Genomic DNA, 21,745 nt, shown 5'->3' with positions numbered 1-21,745 from the left:
CTAACAACCAAAAATTGCAAGCCATTGATAAAATTAGTATCGAGATAAAAAGCAAACGTTTTACTTTGAGTTTATAAATCATTGCTCGGTTGCTAGTTTATGAGCACACTCTCCTATCACCCACTATTTACTTGCATAAAAATTAAGGTTAAATGGCCACTTAATGTATCAAACTGACTAGATAAGAATGCTTAATTTTCCTTTAAGGTCGTTTCGAACTATGCACTTAGTGATGATGAAGTATTGGAAATTGAGTTTCCTAGGGAGCGTCACAGCGCAATAAATGCTTTAATGGGTTCTATTCTCAACAACAATTACTTCCCAGCGAACAACGCGCAGTACAGGCAACAAGCCATCTAATTTTAAAGCGACAACACATTAAGGCAGTCATATGCAAAACGATGTCTCTTCTACGCTCGACTCTACTCAGCGACCGACTCAACGATCCACTCAACAAGCGCCAGACCCCAAACCTGAGAAGAAAAGCCTCAGTATTCTGTTTGAACTCAGCAAATTTATTCAGCCCTATAAAGGTCGTGTGCTCTTCGCACTGCTCGCGTTGATCTTCACAGCAAGCTTAACGCTCTCGGTTGGACACGGTATTCGCCTACTTATTGACCAAGGGTTTAGCCAGCAATCACTCTCAGATTTAGGCAGCGCGATTCAGTTCATCATGGTGGTGGTAGTGTTGATCTCGATTGGCACCTTCTTCCGCTTCTATTTGGTCTCTTCCGTTGGAGAACGCGTGAGTGCGGATATTCGCCTCTCGGTTTTTAATCATGTTGTGACGCTGCATCCGAGTTATTTCGAAACCAATGGCAGTGGCGACATCATGTCACGCATCACGACAGACACGACTCTACTTCAAAGCATCATTGGCTCGTCGTTCTCTATGGCGATGCGCAGCGCGTTAATGTGTATTGGCGCAATCATTATGTTGTTTGCGACCAACATAAAACTCACGCTGATCGTATTGGCCTCTGTGCCATTTATCTTAGTGCCTATTTTGTTCTATGGCCGACGAGTCAGAGCGCTCTCTCGCCAAAGCCAAGATTCTATGTCTGATGTGGGCTCTTATGCAGGCGAAGCTATTGAACACATCAAAACGGTACAAAGCTACAGCCGAGAAGCGCAAGAGAAAGCCTCATTTGCTGTTGAAGTGGAAAAGGCTTATGAGATTGGTCGCCAGCGTGTGAAACAGCGCGCGATTCTTATCTCTGGTGTGATTGTTATCGTGTTCAGCGCAATATCTGGGATGCTTTGGGTAGGTGGTAGTGACGTGATTAACGGCACCATGTCTGCCGGTGATCTGGCTGCCTTTGTCTTCTATGCGATCATGGTGGCCTCATCACTCGGTACGATCTCTGAAGTGATGGGCGAACTGCAACGTGCGGCAGGCGCAACAGAGCGATTGATTGAAATACTACAAGTCGAAAGTCATATTGTTGCGCCAGTTGAGAATCCAACATCGCTTGATAAGCTAACGCCAGAAGTCGCTTTCAACGATGTGACCTTCAGTTATCCATCAAGACCCGATCAACCAGCAACAAAGAACCTCACACTGACCGCGAAAGAAGGCAAAGTGTTAGCACTGGTTGGTCCGTCTGGCGCAGGCAAAACCACCCTGTTCGAACTTCTGCAACGTTTCTATGACCCGCAAGTGGGTAAAGTCACGTTAGGCGGTGTTGAATTAAATCAGTTTGACCCAAACGAACTAAGAAAGCAGATGGCTCTGGTTCCACAACAACCCGCTCTGTTCAGCAACGATGTGTTCCATAACATTCGATACGGAAATCCAAAAGCAACGGACGAGCAAGTTGTAGAAGCCGCTAAGAAAGCACATGCGCACGAGTTCATTCAAAACTTACCTGAGGGCTACAACAGCTTTCTTGGTGAACGTGGCGTAAGGCTTTCTGGTGGGCAGAGACAACGTATTGCGATTGCACGAGCCATATTAAAAGATCCTAACATTCTATTATTGGATGAAGCGACCAGCGCGCTAGACAGCGAAAGTGAGCACCATGTTCAACAAGCTTTAGAAGAATTAATGCGTGGCAGAACAACGATCATTATCGCCCACCGTTTATCAACAATTAAACACGCCGACCAAATTGCGGTACTCGATCAAGGACAACTCGTAGACATCGGCGACCACCAGTCGCTCATCAATAGCTGCGAACTGTACCAACGCTTAGTTGAACTGCAATTCAAACACCTCAGCAGCTAAGTTATAAAGTAAAGGGAGCGTAAGTGATTAACTCAGTGAGAGAGTAATCAGTAAGTAAAAGAGAGTTAAGTCTCTGACATTGTGTGATTTCAAGCTTCAAAAACTTAAATCACACGTGTTGCAGTTTTGTTAATTTAGCGGTAGTGTTTTTATTCCAATAACAACTTATCCCGACGAAGGATAAGCAAATAACGTTAATTACCCAGATAACATTAACTACACAGATAACAATAAGAGAGTTCGCATGGAAGCACTATTGTCTGACTACCCGGTAGTAACAGAAATCCCTGTCGCTTGGGGAGAAATGGACGCGCTCAATCACGTTAACAACGCCGTATATTTTCGCTATTTCGAAACCGCTCGCTTAGATTTTTTCAAGCACGTTGAGCTGATGGAAGAGATGGCGATTACCAAAGTTGGCCCTGTTCTTGGTGACACTTACTGTAAGTATTTCCGCCCAGTCACGTATCCAGATACGTTGTTGATTGGCTCTCGCGTTACGGATATCCATGATGACCGATTTACAATGGAATACGCGATTGTCAGCAAGGCACAGAAAAAGCTCACGACAATTGGTACCGCGACCATCGTGATGTTCGATTTTGCTTCGAATCAAAAAGCGCTGCTCTCGCTACGCTTAACGAGCGAAATAGAAAAGATGAATACATTAAAAAGCCCCTGCTTTAAGCAAGAAGCCGTGGCGGAATAACGCTTTCACTGATTCATAAAGCACAGACATTAAAAAGGCCACTCGACTGTTATAGACAGTCAAAGTGGCCTTTTGTTTTTCTGTTTACTGGTTCGTATTAATGAATACGATTACAGACTTTTCAGCTTATAAAGCTTACAGCCTATAGACCTTGAACCCTATAAGCCTTGTACGTACTGAGCATTAGTTCGAACTTCAACCATTTGCTCTAGGTTCTGTTGTGAACCTTCGACGCCGTTGATCAAACCTTGGAAGTGTTTGATCAACTCAACCTTGTCTTGTACTTCTTTCGAACCAGCACCAATGTTGGTTAGGTCGATGAAGAACTCGTCAAACAAGCCAGAGAAATCCGTTACAGCGTCATGGTTTAAGAACTGTTCGTGGTTGTAAATGCTTGGATAGCCACCCTTCTGCTTATCAACCGCAAAAGAAATACCCTTCACGTTGGTAATCGTGGTCGCTTTCTCACACTTCAACATACAACCCGCTTCGATGCTTGGCTTGTTACAACCCACTGTTCTTTGGAAGAAACACTGACGACTGGTCATCATCAAGATTGGGTGGTAAATGCTGTAGAACAGTTTGAAGTTTTCTGGGCGGTTGATATGACGAATTTGACCTTTGTTGATCTCGTTCGAAATGAATGCGCCCGCACAGTTCAATTCTTCTTTCAACGTCACAAGTGCGTGCGAGTTAGTTGTGTTCATGAACGGACCTGCTACCCATTCAATACCCATCTCGTAAGCCTTGTAAGCAATACCGGTGTTGTTGGTCACAATGCGAGCTGGTTTGATTTCTTCAAGAATTCGAACCGCCTCATCGTAATCTTTGCCGATCAATACCGCAGGGAACCAAGGGATTAAGCGAGGGTTTGCCGCCAAGATATCGATGTACTTGTTACAACGCTTCTTGAAGCTTTCAGGCAATTTGAAGTAAACGTCAGCGTCCGTTACATCACACAAGTGTAAATCTTCAACGTCTGCGATCAACATAGATAATGTTGGCGTTTCATTCACTTTAGGATGCTTAGGCAATGCAGGTACTTCAACGTGCTTAATGACTTTTACAGAACCGTTAAGAATGAAGTCGATTTCGTCTTTTAAGACAGACACTTCTTTTAGAGGAAGAATCAGGCCAGCATCTAGATTGTCGTAATTGTAGCTTTCTAGCGTATGCACCGCACTCTTCACTGACTTGAAACGTTTTTCTAGTAACTCTTGAGTAATCGATGTTTCAGCCGCAGTTTCTAACAGAGACTTAGACTGAACTTCAAAGCTTTCTTTGTCTGATGTTACCGTCACAGTCAAGGCTTGGCCTAATTTCGCATTGAACGAAAGTGACACTGCTGTTTTACGGATATCAAGGAACTCAATCTTGTCGCGCATTTCGCTACCCAGCGCGTTTTTAGCTTCGTAGAGATCGCTGGTCACTTCTTGAATCTGCACAACAGAGATTTCATTGTTCTCTTTGGTCGCTTTATCAACGGCATAGTTCATGCTGTTGTCACGCGGGTTATCGATGAACATGTCTTTCGTTAGGTTGCCCTTAAGGAAAGAGTTGGTGAAATCACGGTTGAATACTTTGTGCAGGTTCGAATCGTCTTCGATCAACAAACCACTTTCTACAAAGCTATCAATCTGTTTACGCCAGGTATCTATTACTGTGTAAACGTAATGTGCGCCTTTAATACGGCCTTCTACTTTTAACGAGTCAACTTTAGCGTCAACCAGTTCAGGTAAGTCGTAATATGCCGAGTTATCTTTTAAGTTCAATGGGAACTTGTTACCCGCATCTGTGATTTCGTATTCATCACGACACGCTTGGCTACAACGGCCACGGTTACCAGAGTTACCCACACTTACAGAACTTGAGTAACATTGGCCTGAGAATGCGATACACAAAGCACCATGCACAAACACTTCGGTCAGTACGTCGTGATCGTGTGCGACTTCCGTCAGCATTTTGATTTCAGGTAGGTTCAATTCACGAGACAAGTTAACGCGTGTTGCGCCAATCTTAGACAAGAACTTAATCTGACCTTCGTTATGCGTGGTCAGTTGCGTAGACGCGTGAACATCTAGCGATGGGAAATGCTTTTTCACCAAATCGAACAAACCAAGATCTTGAACGATGATGCCGTCTAGTTTGGTGTTCACCAGTTGGTTCAGTAATTTAGTGATGGTCTTAATTTCATGCTCCAGCAGCACAACGTTAAGAGTCAGAAACACTTCACAACCGTATTCATGAGCAAGGCGAATCACACCATTCAACTCATCTAACGAAAGGTTAGAGGCTCTGTTACGAGCGTTGAAGGTGTCTAAACCACAATAAACCGCATTGGCACCGGCCACGATAGCGGCTTTAATCGCCTCGACATCGCCACCTGGGGCTAATAACTCAATCTTTCTGCTCATTTTTGAAGTCGCTCACTTACTTATAATTTTTAAGCCGCGTATTCTACCTACATCACGATCTCTTTACCACCTAACAACACTTTTCAAACTAAATGACCTCAATAATGCCAAACGAATCCGATTTACCGATCCTTTATTCTTTAAGACGCTGCCCTTACGCGATGCGCGGGAGAATGGGGATCGCCTTGTCCCAGCAAAAAGTGTTACTTAGAGAAATCGTGACCAAAGATAAGCCTAGCGAACTATTGGCCAGTTCGCCAAAAGGTACCGTCCCGGTATTGGTTTTGCCACAAGGGACAATCATAGAGCAAAGCATCGATGTGATGAATTGGGCGTTGGAGCAAAACGATCCTCAAGATCTTCTGCGTTCGAGCAATCCCACCTTAAGTGAGTCGATCCACCAGCTTATTAAAACCAACGACAATGAGTTTATTGGTCACTTAGAGAAATACCGCGCTTCAGTACGTTATCGAAACGATGATAGTGAACAACGCAGGCACAACTGCGAAGAATTTATATCTGAACTCGAAAGTAAACTGACCCTTCATCCCTACCTGTTCGGCGACACACCAAGCCTAGCCGATTTTGCAGTGATGCCATTCGTCAGCCAATTTGTGCGTGTAGAAAAGAAGTGGTTTGTGCAATCTGAATACCAAAGCGTAGGACGTTGGTTAAGAGCGCACCTAGAAAGTAAGCTCTATACCCAAGTAATGAAACAATACCCTTTGTGGAATGAAACCAAACAAGATTGTCTTTTTGGGTAGTGCTAAATCGTTCTATATGAGCGTAATGAGCTCTGAATTGTTACGAAAATCGTGACACTGAATTACAGGCAGCGCCATTGATGGCCTATCTAATATCAACGAAAATAGCATTTCACTCAACAACACGTCAGTTTGAAATGCACTATGTCGAAAACCAAAAGTAACGCATTAGACAAACCAGAGTATTGGCTGAAAGGGTTAACGCAAATATCATTGTTAGTAGCCTTCTCACTCAATCTTTCTGGTTGTAGTGCTAAAAATAAAACAACCAACACAAGTCAGTTAGACGAACCACCGAACCAATCCTACACCGCTGAAAACTTCCATAAACAAGACGACAAAGTCACCTTAATCCTCTCTTTTTCTGGAGGTGGTACACGTGCTGCCGCGCTTTCTTATGGCGTATTGCAGGCATTGCGCGATACAAATATGGAAATCGATGGCGAAAGTATCAATCTATTAGAAGAAGTAGACATGATCAGCTCCGTGTCGGGAGGGAGTTTTACAGCCGCCTATTACGGCTTATATGGCGACAAGATATTTGAAGATTACGAAGAGGCGTTTCTTTATCACGAAGTCTCTAAAGACCTACTCTCTATCGTGTTGTCTCCTACCTATTGGTTCTCATACGCGACAAGAACCGACAAAGCGACAGACTATTACGAGGCCAACATCTTTGGTGATAGTACATTCGCTGATATTCGACGTGATGGCGCACCATACATCGTGATTAACGCTACTGATATCTCAACAGGTTCTCGCTTTTCATTTACACAAGAATACTTTGATCTCATTTGCTCAGACTTAAACAGTTATTCAGTTTCGAGTTCAGTGACTGCATCTTCTGCCGTCCCTTTTGTATTCACCCCTGTTGTACTTGAGAACAAAAAAGATTGTGACAAAACAGAGCACTTGCAGCCTTCATTTGATACGACAAGCTACCGCAACCGAAATCTGATCAAATCGCTGAAGTCATATAGCAATAAAGACGACGTTAATTATCTTCATTTGGTTGATGGCGGGATTACGGATAACCTCGGTTTGTTGTCAGTCTACGAGATATTTGAATACTTGCGGTACAACGACAAAGAACAGCTAAAAAGTTTACATGGAAATCAAAACGCTCGCCCTATTGTCATCATTTCGGTTGATGCCGCAACAATGCCAGAATCCGGAATTGGTCGCTCTCTTGAAGCACCAAGCATGAAACAGACGGTAGACGTCATCACAGACATTCAACTGCACCGTTATAATGATACGACCAAAGATCTCATCGTTGACGAATTAGAATCTTGGTCAGAATTTGCCTCTTATCAAGATCACAAGGTTACCCCTTACTTCATTGAGGTCAGCTTGAACAAAACCAATAACAGCGCTAAACGCTACCTACTCAATCAAATCCCGACAGATTTCATGATAGACAAAGAAAACGTCGACATACTCATTGAGGAGGGAAACAAACAACTTATCTCAGATACTGAATTTCAAACATTCTTATCTTTTGGCAACCAAAAATAATGCTAACCTAGTTGCTTATTAAATAACGTATAGACAGTCATAACACACGTCAGAATTTTACTTATACAGGCTTATTATGGAATTTGAAAACAACGTCTTACACCTAGGGTCATTCTTTGCGGTGACCATGGGTATTGTGGTTCTATTCATCGGTCGAAGGCTTAACCAGGTCATTGGCTTTTTAAAAGAGTTTAGTATTCCAGAACCCGTATCTGGTGGGATCTTAGCTTCGTTGTTGTTTGCTTCGCTTTATGCAACAACATCCATTGAAGTTCAGTTTGACCTATTGGCTCGCGACGTTTTATTGGTTTATTTCTTTACGACAATCGGCATCAATTCAAGCTTGAAAGACCTGTTCAAAGGTGGAAAACCGTTAGTCATTCTGCTCGCGATCACCATCTTCTTTATGATCATGCAAAACATCGTCGGTATTTCTGTCGCGTCTATGTTTGGTTTAGAGCCTGTTTTTGGCCTACTAAGCGGCAGTATTTCATTAATTGGTGGCCACGGTACAGCTATCGCTTGGGCACCAAAAGTGGGTGAAGAATTTGGATTAGAAAGCGCAATGGAAATCGGTATCGCTAGTGCAACATTCGGACTGATCCTAGCCAGTTTAATGGGTGGGCCTATTGCAAAGTTCCTTATCAAACGACACAACCTTAAACCTAACGATGACCAATCCAATTCGCAAAATTCAAGTAAGACTAAACAGCAACAAAGTCTGACATCATTTCAGTTCCTAGACGCCGTTTTAGCCATCCATATCTGCGTTATCGTCGGTGCGTTGCTGAATGAATTGATCAGTCAAGCAGGCTTACAATTACCATTGTTCGTGTCTTGTTTGTTTGCTGGTATCGTCATTACTAACTTAATACCGGACTCTTACCCAAGAATCTCTGGAGCGAAATGGCCGACACGCTCTCCTGCGATAGACCTCATTGCCGAAATTTCTCTGGGTACGTTTTTGGCAATGTCGTTAATGAGCATGCAATTATGGACATTAATTGATTTAGCCGGCCCAATCTTCGCAATACTGGCAATGCAGCTTTTGTTGGCTGTCATCATCAATATCTTTGTTGTTTTCCCGTCGATGGGTAAAACTTATGATGCCGCCGTTGTCTGTGCCGGTTTCGGTGGGATTTCACTGGGTTCAACACCAACAGCGATGGCCAACATGTCTGCGGTCAGCCAAAAGTATGGTCACTCAACACAAGCCTTTATCATCGTACCTTTAGTGTGTGCGTTCTTCATTGATTTAGCGAACGCCCTGATTATTCCTTACTTCATGAGAATGATGTAGTTAGTTTTATTCTGGGCAAGGTAGCCTCAAAAAAAGAGCCACTCATATAGAGCGGCTCTTTTTTATTCATCTGTTACCACTAGCTTTTATAGTCAACAAGCTACAAGCAAAAGCCTTATTTAATCGCTATAGAAATCTCGACCTCAGTTTCGCCTTTATAGAATTCAAAGTCTGTCGTGTAAGCACGAATATGCGGACAATCGGGAGCGTTAAAATACGTCCAAACGTCACCCCATAGATCGATCACGGCTTGAGGTAGCTCACCTTCAGCAGAAAACGTTAAGTACTTGCCTGCTTGTATTTCGGTTTCTACAAAGTTATCCGCAGTTTTGAATAAGTCATCTAAATTTTGATCTGCAAGCACATTGGTACAAGCAACAACATCAAATTCACCCGTAGAGTCAGACTCGTAGTTGGTATAGACACCATACACTTTTGAATCTGGAGTCAATTTAGGGAAAACCTGATCAAAAAAGCCCTGCCATAATTGGCCTATCTTAGCTTTGGCTGGGTCAATCTCATCGGTATTATTGGTTCTTACTGAAAAACCATACGCCTTAACGGCTTCAATCATTTCTACTTTCATTTGTTTATTCCTAAGCCAATCAACACTGTAACTATATAGAGTCTTAACTAATCTTGTATCTCTTTATGACCACACTTTTCACAGACAAGATGACGAGAAAACTCATCCATTGAAGCGATAAACGGACCAAGGAACCAACCTTTTATCATGCCAGCCCAAAACTCGCTTCGCTTTTGGTTAGGTTTGTCTGCAAACGCACTCGTCTTTCTGACCAACACAACAACGTGTTGTGTGTCTTCTCGGCATACGGTGCAATAGCATTGTTCTATCGTGTTATTCATTTGAAAACCTATGACGTTTTGAATGAAATCTGCTGAAAATGAGGATTGTCGACACAGACTTCTAGTGTGGAAAGATCAGTGAGTACGACAAGTTGTTCTGTCCCTTGAACACTGACTTTAATACACTCTTCACGGCTATCATTGCGTTGAGTATCTAATCCGACACATTCAATCTGTTCGCCAGATTTCAGCGTTAGTTTGATTGGGTATCGGTGCATACACACAATCTCAATATAATCGTAATCATTGCAACTAATCATAATACCCCTCCAATTCATCCACCACGCTAATGCGACATGCCATACTATGCAATATGCATATAATCAATCATTTATCTAAATCACGTTGATGTTGGTTCGCAACTAAATTTATTTTTGAGCTTACTTTTAAATTTAGCTTAATCCCGCTTTACCTATTCACGTTTCTTCTACTCGCACCAGTTTATTCTTTCATTGTTAAATAATAATCGAGAGCAAAACAATGCAAACCATGAACCATTTACACGTATTAACTTTCTTGGGATTAGTCGCTTCAATGATGACTTTAATGCGAGTGCTGCTTCAAAAGTCGATGCCAGCCACTTCGCCAATGGTAAAGCCAAATATCAGCAGCTTTGTCAGGTGTGCCATGGTGACAAGGGTCATGGAGACGGCCCCACAGTCGCTTCATTACCAAACGAACCCGCTAACATCTCAAATGAACTTGGAGGATTTTTTACCAGTCCAAGTTCTTTGGCGGATGACATTTTAGAGGGTGATGTAGAACAAGGTATGCCAGCGTGGGAAGGGGCTATTACCAAACAAGACGCATTGGATATCTTGTCGTACATAGATTCAATTCAGTAAGTTTTCGCTTGTTTGAGTATTCTTGTATAAGCATCAAGTGGCTAAGTTGGGACAGCGGTAACTAGAGCGTCTTCCAGTATTGGTAAAGCCCGTCGATATCTGAAGAACACATCAATGACATGGCACCTTTGATTTGCTCTTCGCTCCACTCCCACCATTTCATTTCTAGCAACTGAGCGATTTCGGACTCATTGAAACGATAGCGGATGTGACGCGCAGGGTTTGAACCAACAATCGAGTATGGTGCCACGTCTTTCGTCACAACGGCTCGACTTGCGATAATTGCACCATCACCAATCTTAACACCACTCATGATCATGGCTTCTGTGCCAATCCACACATCGTTACCAATCACGGTATCACCAGAGCGTTCGAAGCCGTCTATCGCATCTTCAAACTTCTCGTCGTCTTGGTAGAAGAACGGGAAGGTACTCACCCACTGATTTTGGTGGCCTTGGTTACCCGCCATCATAAACACAGCGCCAGAACCAATTGAGCAATAACTACCGATGATCAATTTATCGATGTCTGTTCTATCCGGTAATAGGTAACGCGCGCAATCATCAAAACTGTGGTTATGGTAGTAACCCGAGTAGTAGCTGTGCTCACCCACAATAATATTTGGATTGGTCACTTGTTCTTTGAGTGATTTTCCGACAAACGGACTTTCAAAATAGTTTTGCATGTTTGTACTCTTAGTTTCATTCTTTTAGTTGGGTACGTTTAATAGCGTTTTTATGGATCTATCTGATTTATCTGAGTGTAAAGGCTTCAGAGCTTTATCGCCCACCCGCAATGTCAATAAATGAGCCAGTTACATAAGAAGCTTCGTCTGACAATAGCCAAGCGATTGAGTTAGCCACTTCTTCTGGCGTGCCACCTCGTTGTAGCGGTAGTTGCGAGGCTAGTCTATCAACTCGCCCTGGTTCTCCGCCGTCAGCGTGCATTTCGGTGTAGATACAACCCGGCCTTACACCATTAACTCGGATATTACGTGCAGCCAATTCAAGCGATAAACCTTTGGTGAGTGAATCCATCGCACCTTTAGATGCCGCATAGTCCACATATTCGAACGGCGCACCCGTTCGAGAAGCGGCAGACGATACATTTACAATCGAACCCGCACCGTCAGCTTGTTTAATAAAGGCTTTACTGCACAGGAAGCAGCTAGACACATTCGACTTCATTACCTTTTCAAAGCGATCCAGTTCAATATCAACCAATGCCGATTGGTTAAACAAGATCCCGGCATTATTAACCAAATGAGTGACTGGGCCTAGCTTGTTACGAGCAATCTCGAACAAGGATTTTACATCCGATTCAACAGACACATCAGCTCTTACACTGATAGCGGTTCCGCCCTGCTCACGAATCTCATTCACCAGATCTTCAGCTCTCGATTCGTTGTGTATGAAATTAACACATACGGCATAGCCTTTACTGGCCAACAATTTAGATGTCGCTGCGCCAATACCTCGGCTTCCGCCTGTTACAATCGCTACCTTGTTCAATGAAACCTCCTAATGCCACTTGTTTGTTATAACCTGATTTTTCGATGAAACCTGATTGTTCGATATAACCTGATTGTTCGATAAAAACTGATCGTATCGATACAAACTAATTATTCGTCACAACCTGAACCCACTGCGATCGCCACACCGGCGCTTCGAATGGGTCTGGCCAAAACTCAGTTTGCTTTTGAATTAAACCATCAACAACCGTGTGAAAGGTAATCACTCGATCTTTCAATACGCTGTCAGTAACTGAAACATCCGTCACAACGGTATCCCCCTCACAAACAATCGAATTGAGGGTGAATTCCCAAACACCATTGGCTGGGTATTCAGCATTGATTGCAGTGAAGTTGTCACGCCCTACCGTCAGTTCAGACGACTGAGGCCAATATCCTTCAAAATCTTCCGCTAGCCATTCACTCGCCTTTGAAAAATCATTACTGCGCATTGCATCCCAAAAACCTAATACCACTTGTTTTGGTGTCATTATTCTTCCTTAAATTAACTAGATTTAATCAAACGATACTGATTAACCGTATTTGCCAATGATCATTAAAAGATCTCAACACTGTTAGCAATATAATCGGGCTTGGTTTACCAATTTTCAGGTTCAGATCGGTTGTAGCCTGCAGCCACTGCAATCACATTTGCGTTCTTACTAGGTCGGCTTCAATATTACGAGTAAATTGCGTATCCGCTTCGTAGGATATCTCGTTGTTTAAATTGATGATTTCAATTTATCACTCGAAGCCCAGTTAAGGGAAATCTTATTGTCCTGAGTTTCAAAATTGGTCTAATGAGCAAAAGCAATAGAACAAATAATTGCTAGTAAACAAAAACCCACAACCTTTAACCACATCACTGCTTTATCAATTGGAATATATGCGTATAATCCCCCGCTCTATAACGCTACCCAGTATAGGAATAGCGTCATCCCAAATTTTGTGAGTACCCAATGTCGAAACTATTTTTCAAAGGCCGTATAGAAACAAGACAGAACCACGTTCTTGCTGGCTACAATGTAAACCGCGATGTTAAAGTGGGTACTGAAGAGTCACCAGTTGCGGTAATGGTTCAAACTGAAGCTCGTAAAGCAGAAGTTGAAGCAATCGCGGCTGAGCATTCAATCTTTGTTACTGTATCTGTTGATGCAACCAAAGAAGAAAATACGCTTGAGTTCGACACGTTGCTAAACAAGCCAAAAACAATGACGTTCGAAAAGACACCTAACCGTAACGACCCATGCTCTTGCGGTAGCGGTAAGAAATACAAGAAGTGTTGTGCATAAGGCATCTCACTCAAACGGCTAACAGCACGATGAGTTAAACAATATCTGACGGGAAGATCATTGAGGTCTTCCCGTTTTTATTTGTCCAGACCAAACTCACAAACTCAGTCGAGGTTGTCTGGTGTATTCAGATATGTTCCACATTGGGTACATTTGTAATCACCTGTCGCGCCCGAACCTGTTACACCAAAAGATAGAAGCTCCGATAAAATTCGTTGGAGTAAGCTCGGTTCTTTATCTTCAGCTTGTGGTGCCTTTTGCACTTGGCTACTGAACATCGTGTACCTATGCAGTGTAAGTTCCTTACAGTTACAGCAGAACGCTCTCGTCTTCTCACTTCCATACATAATATCTATAGCCTTAACTAAAAGCACAAATTAAACACATGGCAAATATGCCACATGTTGAATTAAATCTAAATATTTTCATGAAGTTATGAGCAAATTAAAGCGTTTCAAAGAAAGGTAAGCTCTCACCTGTTAAGTGACGTGTTGGCGGACAAAGTTATTCAATTCACTCACGCTTCTGATGATGTGAACCTCTTTCTCTTTGGCGCGTAATTCTAACCGTACTCTAAAGTCGTCATTCCAAAATTTCGGGCACAGTTTTAGTGTCTTATAACTTTGTATCGTGCCTTTTATAACTGAGCTTCCATCAGGCCAGCCTTCAGGTTTAACGAACAACCCTTTGAGCATTCGCTTGGTGACAAACCAGTAGCTAATTGGATAAGGAAGGTCGATATAAATCAAGGTATCAGCTGCATCTAAACGTGTGTTGAATGAACCTAGCGGGCCAAAACCATCGATGATCCAGCTTTCAGAATTGAGTATGTTGTCGTGCGCGAGGTCGAACGCTTCACGTTCAACAAACTCACCATTGGCCTTATAGACGATCGAATCTAACTGGTGAAGCTCTAAACCTGTTGCTAGTGCTAACGCTTTGCTGATTGTGGATTTTCCACTACCAGGCTTGCCAAAAACCGCGACCTTTTTCATATGACTTCCTCTATTCAGATAAAACCCATAAGACAGCTACAAAAAAACCCACCTTACGGGTGGGTTCGATAAACAAAGCGCATCAACCATCCCACCATTCCTATGGAATGATGATAATTCGTTGGTTAGATAGCGCTAAATTCAGTTTCATAACACTACTTTTATATATTGAACATTCGATGTCAATGCAGTGAGCGTATAATTCAAACCAATTTTTCTACTCATTTGCCATCTAGGGCGACCGACACAAGATGCAATCTATGGCTTCACTAACAAGCATTCTCAAGCTCGTTCTTCATGCACCATTAACGCTCCCAAGATCTAAATTCAGAATGAGAGACTTTTATGTCATCGTACAACCAAACCATTCGGTCCAAAAACCACAGTTTCAGAACCAAGATCCAGAAATTGCCGAACGCAATTAACCAAAGGTCGTTAAGGTATAAGCCGTAGAACAAAATAGGCAATCCCGGAACCATTGATAAAGTAATCAAACGAGCAGCCGTTAAATGATGTTGGCGAATATCAAGCGATGCCTTCTGCAAGTAAACACGTTCACCAAATACAGCTTTGGAGGCCCAATTATCTGTATGTTCAGGTACACCAAATGCTCTTGGGTTGTACCAAATCCAGAACAAAGCAAGCCCGATGGGGAAAATGGAATATAGGCCAATGTGCTCTCTCGACCAAAGCGCAAGCGACAGAATCGACAAACAGGGAATACGAGTATAAACACTGAGTGGGTTTGAGTGACGCGCCCAACTCTGCTCGCTCATCACCATCATTTTTTCAAATAACTTCATAAAAGCACTCGTACTGTACCTGTTCCAGTGCCATACAGTTAGAATATAGCACCGATTGATATTTAAATTTCTGGTTCAGCCACGGCTATTTTTTCGCCACTGTCGCTTCTGATAGTTTGCTTAGAACACCCGATATCTTCTTAACCACTTCGCCACAACCATTGATTGCGTGACGCTCTACCAAGTAATTAGGATCGTTGTAAGATAGCCATACTTCTTTATTTGAGTCTTCAGTGACTAACACTTTCTGCGGTAAATCGATCGCGACTTCTTGAGCACATTGCATTAATGGTGTCCCTACTTTCGGGTTGCCAAATATAATGACTTCGGTTGGTCTCAATTCAAGACCGACCTTACTCGCGTTTTTCTGATGGTCGATTCTCGCAAACAAGGTCAAACCTTTGCTTTTGGCGATTTCTTCAAAGCGGTCAGCGGTTTCTTTCACTGAGTAATTACTTTGGTATTTAATCAAACCATCAGAAGCCGCGGCTGAAAATGATGCTGAAAGTAAAATGGCGCATAGTGGTAGTAATTTTTTCATCGTCACCTCTGAGGTTTAACCTAATCAAACTTGCATTCATAACGCCACTTATTAATTCAGTGACGTAACCAATGTCAGTATAGACGTGTTTCTATTCTCAGTTTGCAGAGAGGATCACTTTTCTAATGCGTCTTATTATCATCAGTTTAGGTAGGAATTGTTTCAAAAGCTAAACACACGATCAATGCCACGACTTAGTCCCGCATTTTTCACACTGGTATTCGTAATCACTGTCGACATAAAAACCGGGAACATTATGGTCATCTTTAAACAATAACGTCATCAGGTACTCCATCAACACACCTAATTTCCATTGTTTCTTTTCAGATTCAGCTTTAGATTGAGCACCGGAAGCATTAACAGCAAGGTGCGGGGTAAGTGCGTTGCACTGGTTACAATGGTACGGGTGTTTAATGTATTTATTATCAAGCATTTATATAAGCCAACCAACATTTATAAAGTTAATCGCATACTAACAAGTTCTTATTGAATACACTAACTTATTATTTTAAAAGCTTTTTTAGGAAAACAACACATGAGACAACACCATGTGTTGTGTATCTACTTTGATTGGTATTGCAGTTGATTGATATTGCGGATGTCCGATAGCAAAGCAAAAAGAGTAACCCTGTATCGTTTGAAATTTAGTTAAGCGCTTTAACTAGAACCGTGTATTTCCATAGGTTTGCTTGATCTTCTCCAAGCTCGATACTTGCTTCTCCACCCTCTTTATCAAGAATAAAAACAGGCATCTGGTCGCTAGACTCACCATTTTCATAATCACATGACATTTTGGCCTCTAATAGAATAGCGTTAGCTTCATGCTTAGAAAGAACACCCGAATAAATGCACTTTTCAGTTTGAGATGTGACTTCCTGACCGAAAGAGTGGAACTTAAAGGTTGGGAAGCTGAGTTTTGATTCAGAATCCTCGACAGTGACCGACACTTGGTAATCGATCGCTTCAATATTGGTATTGGTTGCAAATGCACTACCAGAAACACTAAGCAACAATAAAGCTAAAGCAGTGGTTTTCATGTGGTTCTTATTCCTTTAACAATGGGTTTGCTACGCTGAAGTAACACTATGAATTCCCGAGTTTAATTTAAACGTTGTTAGGTTGAAACTTCTTTGTCATTACTTGGCAAGACCGTTAATTTTTACTTTAATAACCCTTTGTCCGCAGCCCCTTCAAGTTGCACTTCTAGCTCTTTCCATAGAGCACGACTGCCTTTAGAAATACGCTCGCCATTAAAGGTCAGTACTTTATCTTTGGATATGTTATGCATCTTCCAGCTGTGACCACCACCATGGATGTTATGAAGCAAAGGCGGCACTCTATCGATTGCCTTACCGAATCTGGCTTCCGGTGATTCACCCGCTTCGAACTCAAGCCATAAATCCAAATACTCAGTTCTTAAATGATTCGGCAATGATTTCAGTAAGCGTTCTACACAGTTTTTCTCTTTGAGCTTGTTTTCTTCGGTTTCACTGGCATAAATGATGGTGTCTCCGGCATCGATTTCTCCAAGATCATGAATCAGCAGCATCTTCATCACTCGCGTAATATCAATTTCTTCATTGGCATAGTCTTTTAACATGAGTGCGCTCAAACAAGTGTGCCAACTGTGCTCAGCGGAGTTTTCATATCGATCCAATCCAACCGGTTTTGTTTGTCGATGAACATCCTTTAATTTTTCAATTTCCACCATGAATTGCAGAATGCCTTTGATTTCTTCCACGATGAGCTTCCTTAACTTAAGTTGTGATTTAGCGGTGCGGAGGGTTAACCTAACGAAAGAGAAGCGTTACTCCCAATGAACCGACATTTTATAATACGCAACACCCGATTTTTCAAATTCAGAGCCTTCTACAGCCATCCCAAACTTTTGATAAAAACCTAAAGCCGTTGTACGCGCATCGCACCAAAAATATTGGATGTTTAAATCTTTGAGGTTAGAGATAGCATGATCAATCACGTTTGAACCGATTCCCTGCCCTTGGAGTTCAGGCAGCGTGGCAAACTTTCTCAGCCTAGCTCCATTGTCTTGAATATAGATAGACGCGACACAAACCAACTGTGCACCAAAAAACGCCCCATAATGCGTTGCGTGTTCGTCATCTGGCACCACACAAAACGACATCGGTTTATCAGGCCAAAGCACTTGATGCCTAACCGGAAGTACCTCAATCGCTGAAAGCTGTTTTATTTCCATATTCTCGGTTTAAACTCCCGACTTGATTACCCTTGTTGTAATTGTAGGGCTTGTGATTGCTATGGCTGTTATCACTAAGCTATGGTTGATATTACAAAGCTTGGTACGTCAGTAAGTGATAACGCTCTAATCCCTCTCCCTCTGTGGACGAGATAACAAAGCCTTGCGACTGATAAAAGCCAATAGCATTTTCATTAGCAGTCAGACACTTCAATGTCAGAACAGAGTAATGTTGTTTGCAGGTATTGAGTAAAGCAGAGCCTACCCCAGAACGTAGAGTTCGCGGGCAAACATAGAGGTGATGAATGAAGCTCTCAGGTTTCCAAATAGAGGCAAAACCTAAAACCTTATTGCCAGAAACAGCCACCCATATTTCTTCACTTTCTGTATCTAAATCGAAATCGGATAACTTAAAAGCGTCGGCATCAGCCCAATGAAAGGTGTTCTGTCTTGATTCTAGATAGAGCACCTGTAAAGCGGTTAAATACTTGAGTTGATACCTTGTGACTTCCATGTCGCTCCTGCAAATCCGTATGACTAGAATTAAGGTTGTAGGCTTGGCTTATCTACCTGTTAGCCATAGGGTGTTCAGGGTTTAACTGAAGCAGATCCCACAAGTTACCGTAAAGATCTTCAAACACAGCAACCGTACCGTAGCCTTGCTCCTTAGGCTCTCGAACAAAGTTAATGCCCAAAGAAGTCATGCGTTCGTAATCACGCCAGAAATCATCGGTGTTTAAGAATAGGAATACGCGTCCACCAGCTTGGTTGCCGATGAAATCAAGTTGCTCTGGCTTGGAAGCTCTAGCAAGTAACAGGCTCACACCGGTTGAATTTGGTGGCGCAACAACAACCCAGCGCTTATCTTCTTCTGGTAGATACGTATCTTCGATGAGATCAAACTTAAGCTTGTTTACATAGAAATCAAGCGCTTCATCGTAGTCTTTTACCACGAGTGCAATGTGGACAATATTCTGTTTCATAACATACCTTGTTGGGGTTTTAGCTGCGTGGAATGATGCCATGAAGAAAGCAAAGACACTAGGTGTTAACGCTTAGTTCAGTGTTATGGCTAAATCAGTCCAAAGAGTACTCATGCTTTAGTTGCTAACAAAGCACCGCAAGTCGCCAAAAAGCCACCTGATAATCTGTTCAATAGCGTCTTTGCTGAGCGCCCTTGAAATACAAAACGAGCTTTAGAGGCAGTGCAAGCATAGAGACTCAATACTCCACCTACAGCTACAGTTGAAATCACCAAAATCATCACCACATCTGTTGTGGTAAATGTTTTTAGGTCTATGAATGCAGGAAAGAAACCCATGTAAAACAAAATCGCCTTTGGGTTTGAAACTGTCATCAATAAGCCGATAATCACGCTTGAGGCTTTCGTTCCTTGCTCCGAAGATGTACTCGATGATTCACTAACATCTGACGTCCATGTTGTGTAAGCCAACCAAAACAAATAGGTAACGCCTACATATTTAATTACCGTAGCAAATTCACCCATTGCGCTAGCTAAAGCTGATAAACCAGACAAAGCTAAGAATACAAAAATGTAATCCGCGATTAGTACGCCAAGCACCACTAACAAGCCTTGTTTCCAGCCATAGCTTAGAGACCTCGACAGAACGGCGAGAACGCTGGGTCCTGGTATCGCTGCAGATAGTAACATCACAACAAACAGAGCTATTCCTGATGTAATTGACATGATCCCTCCTTAGACCGTTTGTCGTTCGACAATTAACCTGTTTATGTAACTAAACGATTTGACCGCGCATGATAAATTGCGGGCCTGCTGCGCCACCTAGATACTGTTCATTGGTATCTTCGAAGCCGCCTTTCTTATAACAGTTGAATGCTGCGGGATTTTTGCAATTCACGGTTAAGTAAATCGACTCATACGCTAAATAATTCGCTTTTAAATACGGAAACAAAGCCTTCACCGTGCCTGTTCCTAAACCTTTACCTTGCTGGTTTTTATCAAGCACAAAAGCTCTTAGCCCAATGCTTCCTTCAGGGCAAAACTCATAAGAATCTGCGTAAGCGATATCCAGCTTAAAGAAACCAACAACTTTGTTATTAGACTTAATCACGTGCAAGTGCGTCGTTTCACTGCCATCTAATAAAAACTCTGCAGCTGTGCCAGCGAACTTGACCTGTTCATCGGCGAGTTGGATGGCCTGAACTAACGCCACATGTGATTCTTCAAGCCTTTCGATAGTTATCATTGTTCTTCCTTCTGTATAACACGCACGAAAAACCGACTAAAACTCATCGCTAGTGTCTCGAGAACCGTAGTTTGGGAAGTTGATATTAAGAACGTTATCATCCTCAAGTGTGAATAGAACGCTTCCATTCTCTACACCGGTTTCGTTCCTATCCGAACAACCTAGAAACAACTCCCAATCAAACGAATATTGAAGTCGGTATTGATTCGCATTGATGTGTAGAACGTCTTTGATTTTAATGCCGTTCACCACATGTGCCATATCATCGATGTATGACAGATCGGGGATTAACTTTTCTTCGAAGTCACTCTTGTGCTCGGTGAAGAAATTGAGCAGCTCAGAACATAACTCGGAGCCATGAACCAATGATTTAGACAGACTAGAAAACAACATTTCTAAATACTCCAAGGATTGTTTTGATATTGGGCAGATGCGCGCGAATCTGTTACAGATTCAAGGTCAGCCAGCGCGAACTTATAAGGCTAAACGTTACTATTATCCGAGCTATTAAACGAGTACATTCGAACTTCATCTCGAGGAAACCAGCCCAACTTTTCGTAAAACTGTTGAGCATTGATGTTGTCGTTATAGACAAACAAGTGGGTCTTCGGGATACCAAAACCTGCAAGTGCGTTGACCGCCTCTGCGACAAGCTTACAACCTAACTTTTGCCCTCTGAATTTGGCCGAGACAGCTAAGTGTTGTAAATACCCACGACGTCCATCCGTTCCAACCAACACAGCGCCAATGATCTCGTTGTTACTTTCAGCCACAAAACTCAGACCAGGGTTACGATCTAAATAGCTCGCAATACTTTCTTTCGAATCGGCATCGCGAATACTCATGCCTTCTGTCTGGCACCACAACGCGATCACGGAGTCGTAGTCTGAAATTGCCATTTCCCGAATGTTTACCACTCTACTCTCCTTGTTTATACAGGGTCTTTATTTGCTACTTTTTGACTAGCGACTTGGTGAGAAACGATAGCGAGGAATCTACAGGGTAATTTTCTAACACCATCTGGCATTCATACCCTCGTTTCTCATAGAAAGGCTTAGCTTGGAAACTTAATGTATCGACCAATGACGACGTACAACCTTGAGACTTCGCATACTTTTCAATACGCTCAAGTAGTTCACTTCCGACTTGCTTTCCTCTCATCGAATCATCGACCCAGAGAAACTTAATCAGTAACCAGTTTCCCCAAAGATCAGCAATAATGCCACCGACTTTGTTACCTTCCTCCATCGCGTAGTACGCAACTTGAGACTTGGGTATCCCTTCCAGAAACGGCGTGTTGTGTTTGATTAACCCGCCTCGGACTTCATTAATGTCGTCATCGGAGGGCTCGATATCTAATTGGTATTCCATTGACTTCCTATCTCTGGATTAACGGCTTATGTAGCAACAAGTAAGTGGCCAATAAGATTTATGTGTTAAAGAATATCTTGGCAAAACCTAAAGAGGTAACCGGCTGGGGTTTGGACTATGAACTGTGTAGTGGTCAACTAAAATTG

At 42.5% G+C, this 21,745-nt stretch carries 28 protein-coding genes and 2 pseudogenes; 7 read left to right on the top strand and 23 right to left on the bottom strand.

From position 1 onward, the window contains the following. Positions 1–391: 391 nt before the first annotated feature. Positions 392–2,227, top strand: a complete 1,836-nt coding sequence (locus tag BCU75_RS19940) for an ABC transporter ATP-binding protein/permease (RefSeq protein ID WP_102474859.1) — start codon at positions 392–394, stop codon at positions 2,225–2,227. A 244-nt stretch (positions 2,228–2,471) separates the two neighbouring features. Continuing rightward, the gene (locus BCU75_RS19935; protein WP_102474858.1) at positions 2,472–2,936 is read left to right on the top strand and encodes an acyl-CoA thioesterase; all 465 of its coding nucleotides are present in this window, start codon (positions 2,472–2,474) and stop codon (positions 2,934–2,936) included. A gap of 158 nt (positions 2,937–3,094) precedes the next feature. Here the strand turns inward: BCU75_RS19935 and BCU75_RS19930 are convergent, their stop codons facing one another. Then, positions 3,095–5,350: a peptidase U32 family protein gene (locus BCU75_RS19930; protein ID WP_102474857.1), complete on the bottom strand. Its 2,256-nt coding sequence runs from the start codon at positions 5,348–5,350 to the stop codon at positions 3,095–3,097. Positions 5,351–5,523: 173 nt separating this feature from the next. On the opposite strand from BCU75_RS19930, the gene BCU75_RS19925 reads away from it, so the two are divergent. The 3 genes from BCU75_RS19925 (at position 5,524) to gltS (ending at position 8,932) form a co-directional block, all read left to right on the top strand. Next, entirely contained in the window at positions 5,524–6,114 is a 591-nt protein-coding gene (locus BCU75_RS19925) for a glutathione S-transferase (RefSeq protein WP_241903920.1), read from the top strand. A gap of 144 nt (positions 6,115–6,258) precedes the next feature. Next, positions 6,259–7,632 carry a patatin-like phospholipase family protein gene (locus BCU75_RS19920; protein WP_102474855.1) on the top strand — a complete coding sequence of 458 codons (1,374 nt, stop codon included), beginning with the start codon at positions 6,259–6,261 and terminating at the stop codon, positions 7,630–7,632. A gap of 76 nt (positions 7,633–7,708) precedes the next feature. Then, complete coding sequence (gene gltS / locus BCU75_RS19915) at positions 7,709–8,932, top strand: sodium/glutamate symporter (RefSeq protein WP_102474854.1); 1,224 nt, start codon at positions 7,709–7,711, stop codon at positions 8,930–8,932. A gap of 115 nt (positions 8,933–9,047) precedes the next feature. On the opposite strand, the gene BCU75_RS19910 is transcribed toward gltS, so the two are convergent. The 3 genes from BCU75_RS19910 to BCU75_RS19900 are packed head-to-tail and all read right to left on the bottom strand — an operon-like array spanning position 9,048 to position 10,059. Next, on the bottom strand, positions 9,048–9,518 hold the full coding sequence (locus BCU75_RS19910; RefSeq protein WP_102474853.1) for a GyrI-like domain-containing protein: 471 nt from the start codon (positions 9,516–9,518) through the stop codon (positions 9,048–9,050). Between the two features lie 47 nt (positions 9,519–9,565). Continuing rightward, a complete protein-coding gene (locus BCU75_RS19905; protein WP_076678774.1) occupies positions 9,566–9,799 on the bottom strand; it encodes a hypothetical protein in 234 nt (77 codons plus the stop codon). Positions 9,800–9,807: 8 nt separating this feature from the next. Continuing rightward, positions 9,808–10,059, bottom strand: coding sequence for a Rho-binding antiterminator (locus BCU75_RS19900; RefSeq protein ID WP_102474852.1), 252 nt, complete (start codon positions 10,057–10,059; stop codon positions 9,808–9,810). Between the two features lie 220 nt (positions 10,060–10,279). Between BCU75_RS19900 and BCU75_RS19895 the strand changes: the two are divergent. Continuing rightward, a pseudogene (locus BCU75_RS19895) lies at positions 10,280–10,644 on the top strand (c-type cytochrome). Positions 10,645–10,705: 61 nt separating this feature from the next. On the opposite strand, the gene catB reads toward BCU75_RS19895, so the two are convergent. The 4 genes and pseudogenes from catB to BCU75_RS24780 all read right to left on the bottom strand — a co-directional run. Continuing rightward, positions 10,706–11,329 (bottom strand): type B chloramphenicol O-acetyltransferase, encoded by a 624-nt coding sequence (gene catB / locus BCU75_RS19890; RefSeq protein WP_102474851.1) that lies wholly within the window; start codon positions 11,327–11,329, stop codon positions 10,706–10,708. 94 nt (positions 11,330–11,423) lie between these two features. Beyond that, positions 11,424–12,155 carry a glucose 1-dehydrogenase gene (locus BCU75_RS19885; protein WP_102474850.1) on the bottom strand — a complete coding sequence of 244 codons (732 nt, stop codon included), beginning with the start codon at positions 12,153–12,155 and terminating at the stop codon, positions 11,424–11,426. A 106-nt stretch (positions 12,156–12,261) separates the two neighbouring features. Next, a complete protein-coding gene (locus BCU75_RS19880) occupies positions 12,262–12,645 on the bottom strand; it encodes a nuclear transport factor 2 family protein (protein WP_102474849.1) in 384 nt (127 codons plus the stop codon). 42 nt (positions 12,646–12,687) lie between these two features. Continuing rightward, a pseudogene (locus tag BCU75_RS24780) lies at positions 12,688–12,862 on the bottom strand (HAD family hydrolase); the annotation flags it as partial. Between the two features lie 251 nt (positions 12,863–13,113). On the opposite strand from BCU75_RS24780, the gene BCU75_RS19870 reads away from it, so the two are divergent. Further along, positions 13,114–13,446: a PBPRA1643 family SWIM/SEC-C metal-binding motif protein gene (locus BCU75_RS19870; protein ID WP_004733856.1), complete on the top strand. Its 333-nt coding sequence runs from the start codon at positions 13,114–13,116 to the stop codon at positions 13,444–13,446. Between the two features lie 104 nt (positions 13,447–13,550). Here the strand turns inward: BCU75_RS19870 and BCU75_RS24470 are convergent, their stop codons facing one another. The 15 genes from BCU75_RS24470 to BCU75_RS19800 form a co-directional block, all read right to left on the bottom strand. Beyond that, on the bottom strand, positions 13,551–13,793 hold the full coding sequence (locus BCU75_RS24470; protein ID WP_029222243.1) for a hypothetical protein: 243 nt from the start codon (positions 13,791–13,793) through the stop codon (positions 13,551–13,553). A gap of 132 nt (positions 13,794–13,925) precedes the next feature. After that, positions 13,926–14,441 carry an adenylate kinase gene (locus BCU75_RS19865; RefSeq protein ID WP_102474848.1) on the bottom strand — a complete coding sequence of 172 codons (516 nt, stop codon included), beginning with the start codon at positions 14,439–14,441 and terminating at the stop codon, positions 13,926–13,928. Positions 14,442–14,746: 305 nt separating this feature from the next. Beyond that, a complete protein-coding gene (locus BCU75_RS19860; RefSeq protein WP_102474847.1) occupies positions 14,747–15,244 on the bottom strand; it encodes a DUF6653 family protein in 498 nt (165 codons plus the stop codon). An 85-nt stretch (positions 15,245–15,329) separates the two neighbouring features. Beyond that, a complete protein-coding gene (locus tag BCU75_RS19855; RefSeq protein ID WP_102465712.1) occupies positions 15,330–15,785 on the bottom strand; it encodes a DUF302 domain-containing protein in 456 nt (151 codons plus the stop codon). A gap of 181 nt (positions 15,786–15,966) precedes the next feature. Beyond that, on the bottom strand, positions 15,967–16,218 hold the full coding sequence (locus BCU75_RS19850) for a hypothetical protein (protein ID WP_076678763.1): 252 nt from the start codon (positions 16,216–16,218) through the stop codon (positions 15,967–15,969). Between the two features lie 211 nt (positions 16,219–16,429). Further along, on the bottom strand, positions 16,430–16,822 hold the full coding sequence (locus BCU75_RS19845; RefSeq protein WP_102474846.1) for a hypothetical protein: 393 nt from the start codon (positions 16,820–16,822) through the stop codon (positions 16,430–16,432). Positions 16,823–16,944: 122 nt separating this feature from the next. Further along, positions 16,945–17,526 (bottom strand): HD domain-containing protein, encoded by a 582-nt coding sequence (locus BCU75_RS19840; RefSeq protein ID WP_102474845.1) that lies wholly within the window; start codon positions 17,524–17,526, stop codon positions 16,945–16,947. Positions 17,527–17,592: 66 nt separating this feature from the next. Beyond that, positions 17,593–18,000, bottom strand: a complete 408-nt coding sequence (locus tag BCU75_RS19835; RefSeq protein ID WP_102474844.1) for a GNAT family N-acetyltransferase — start codon at positions 17,998–18,000, stop codon at positions 17,593–17,595. A gap of 91 nt (positions 18,001–18,091) precedes the next feature. Beyond that, positions 18,092–18,514: a GNAT family N-acetyltransferase gene (locus BCU75_RS19830; protein WP_102474843.1), complete on the bottom strand. Its 423-nt coding sequence runs from the start codon at positions 18,512–18,514 to the stop codon at positions 18,092–18,094. A 52-nt stretch (positions 18,515–18,566) separates the two neighbouring features. Continuing rightward, positions 18,567–18,983 carry a VOC family protein gene (locus BCU75_RS19825; protein ID WP_017061801.1) on the bottom strand — a complete coding sequence of 139 codons (417 nt, stop codon included), beginning with the start codon at positions 18,981–18,983 and terminating at the stop codon, positions 18,567–18,569. A gap of 110 nt (positions 18,984–19,093) precedes the next feature. After that, positions 19,094–19,708 (bottom strand): LysE family translocator, encoded by a 615-nt coding sequence (locus tag BCU75_RS19820; protein WP_102474842.1) that lies wholly within the window; start codon positions 19,706–19,708, stop codon positions 19,094–19,096. Between the two features lie 49 nt (positions 19,709–19,757). Beyond that, positions 19,758–20,228, bottom strand: coding sequence for a GNAT family N-acetyltransferase (locus BCU75_RS19815; RefSeq protein ID WP_102474841.1), 471 nt, complete (start codon positions 20,226–20,228; stop codon positions 19,758–19,760). A 36-nt stretch (positions 20,229–20,264) separates the two neighbouring features. After that, positions 20,265–20,621, bottom strand: coding sequence for a hypothetical protein (locus BCU75_RS19810; RefSeq protein ID WP_102474840.1), 357 nt, complete (start codon positions 20,619–20,621; stop codon positions 20,265–20,267). A gap of 89 nt (positions 20,622–20,710) precedes the next feature. Beyond that, entirely contained in the window at positions 20,711–21,145 is a 435-nt protein-coding gene (locus BCU75_RS19805) for a GNAT family N-acetyltransferase (protein WP_102474839.1), read from the bottom strand. A 34-nt stretch (positions 21,146–21,179) separates the two neighbouring features. Then, positions 21,180–21,599: a GNAT family N-acetyltransferase gene (locus BCU75_RS19800; protein ID WP_102474838.1), complete on the bottom strand. Its 420-nt coding sequence runs from the start codon at positions 21,597–21,599 to the stop codon at positions 21,180–21,182. Positions 21,600–21,745: the final 146 nt, after the last annotated feature.

The sequence above is a fragment of the Vibrio splendidus genome (assembly GCF_002873455.1).
Lineage (GTDB): Bacteria > Pseudomonadota > Gammaproteobacteria > Enterobacterales > Vibrionaceae > Vibrio > Vibrio splendidus_J.
Note: the sequence above shows the minus strand (reverse complement) of the source record. Positions and strands in the feature narration are given on the sequence as shown.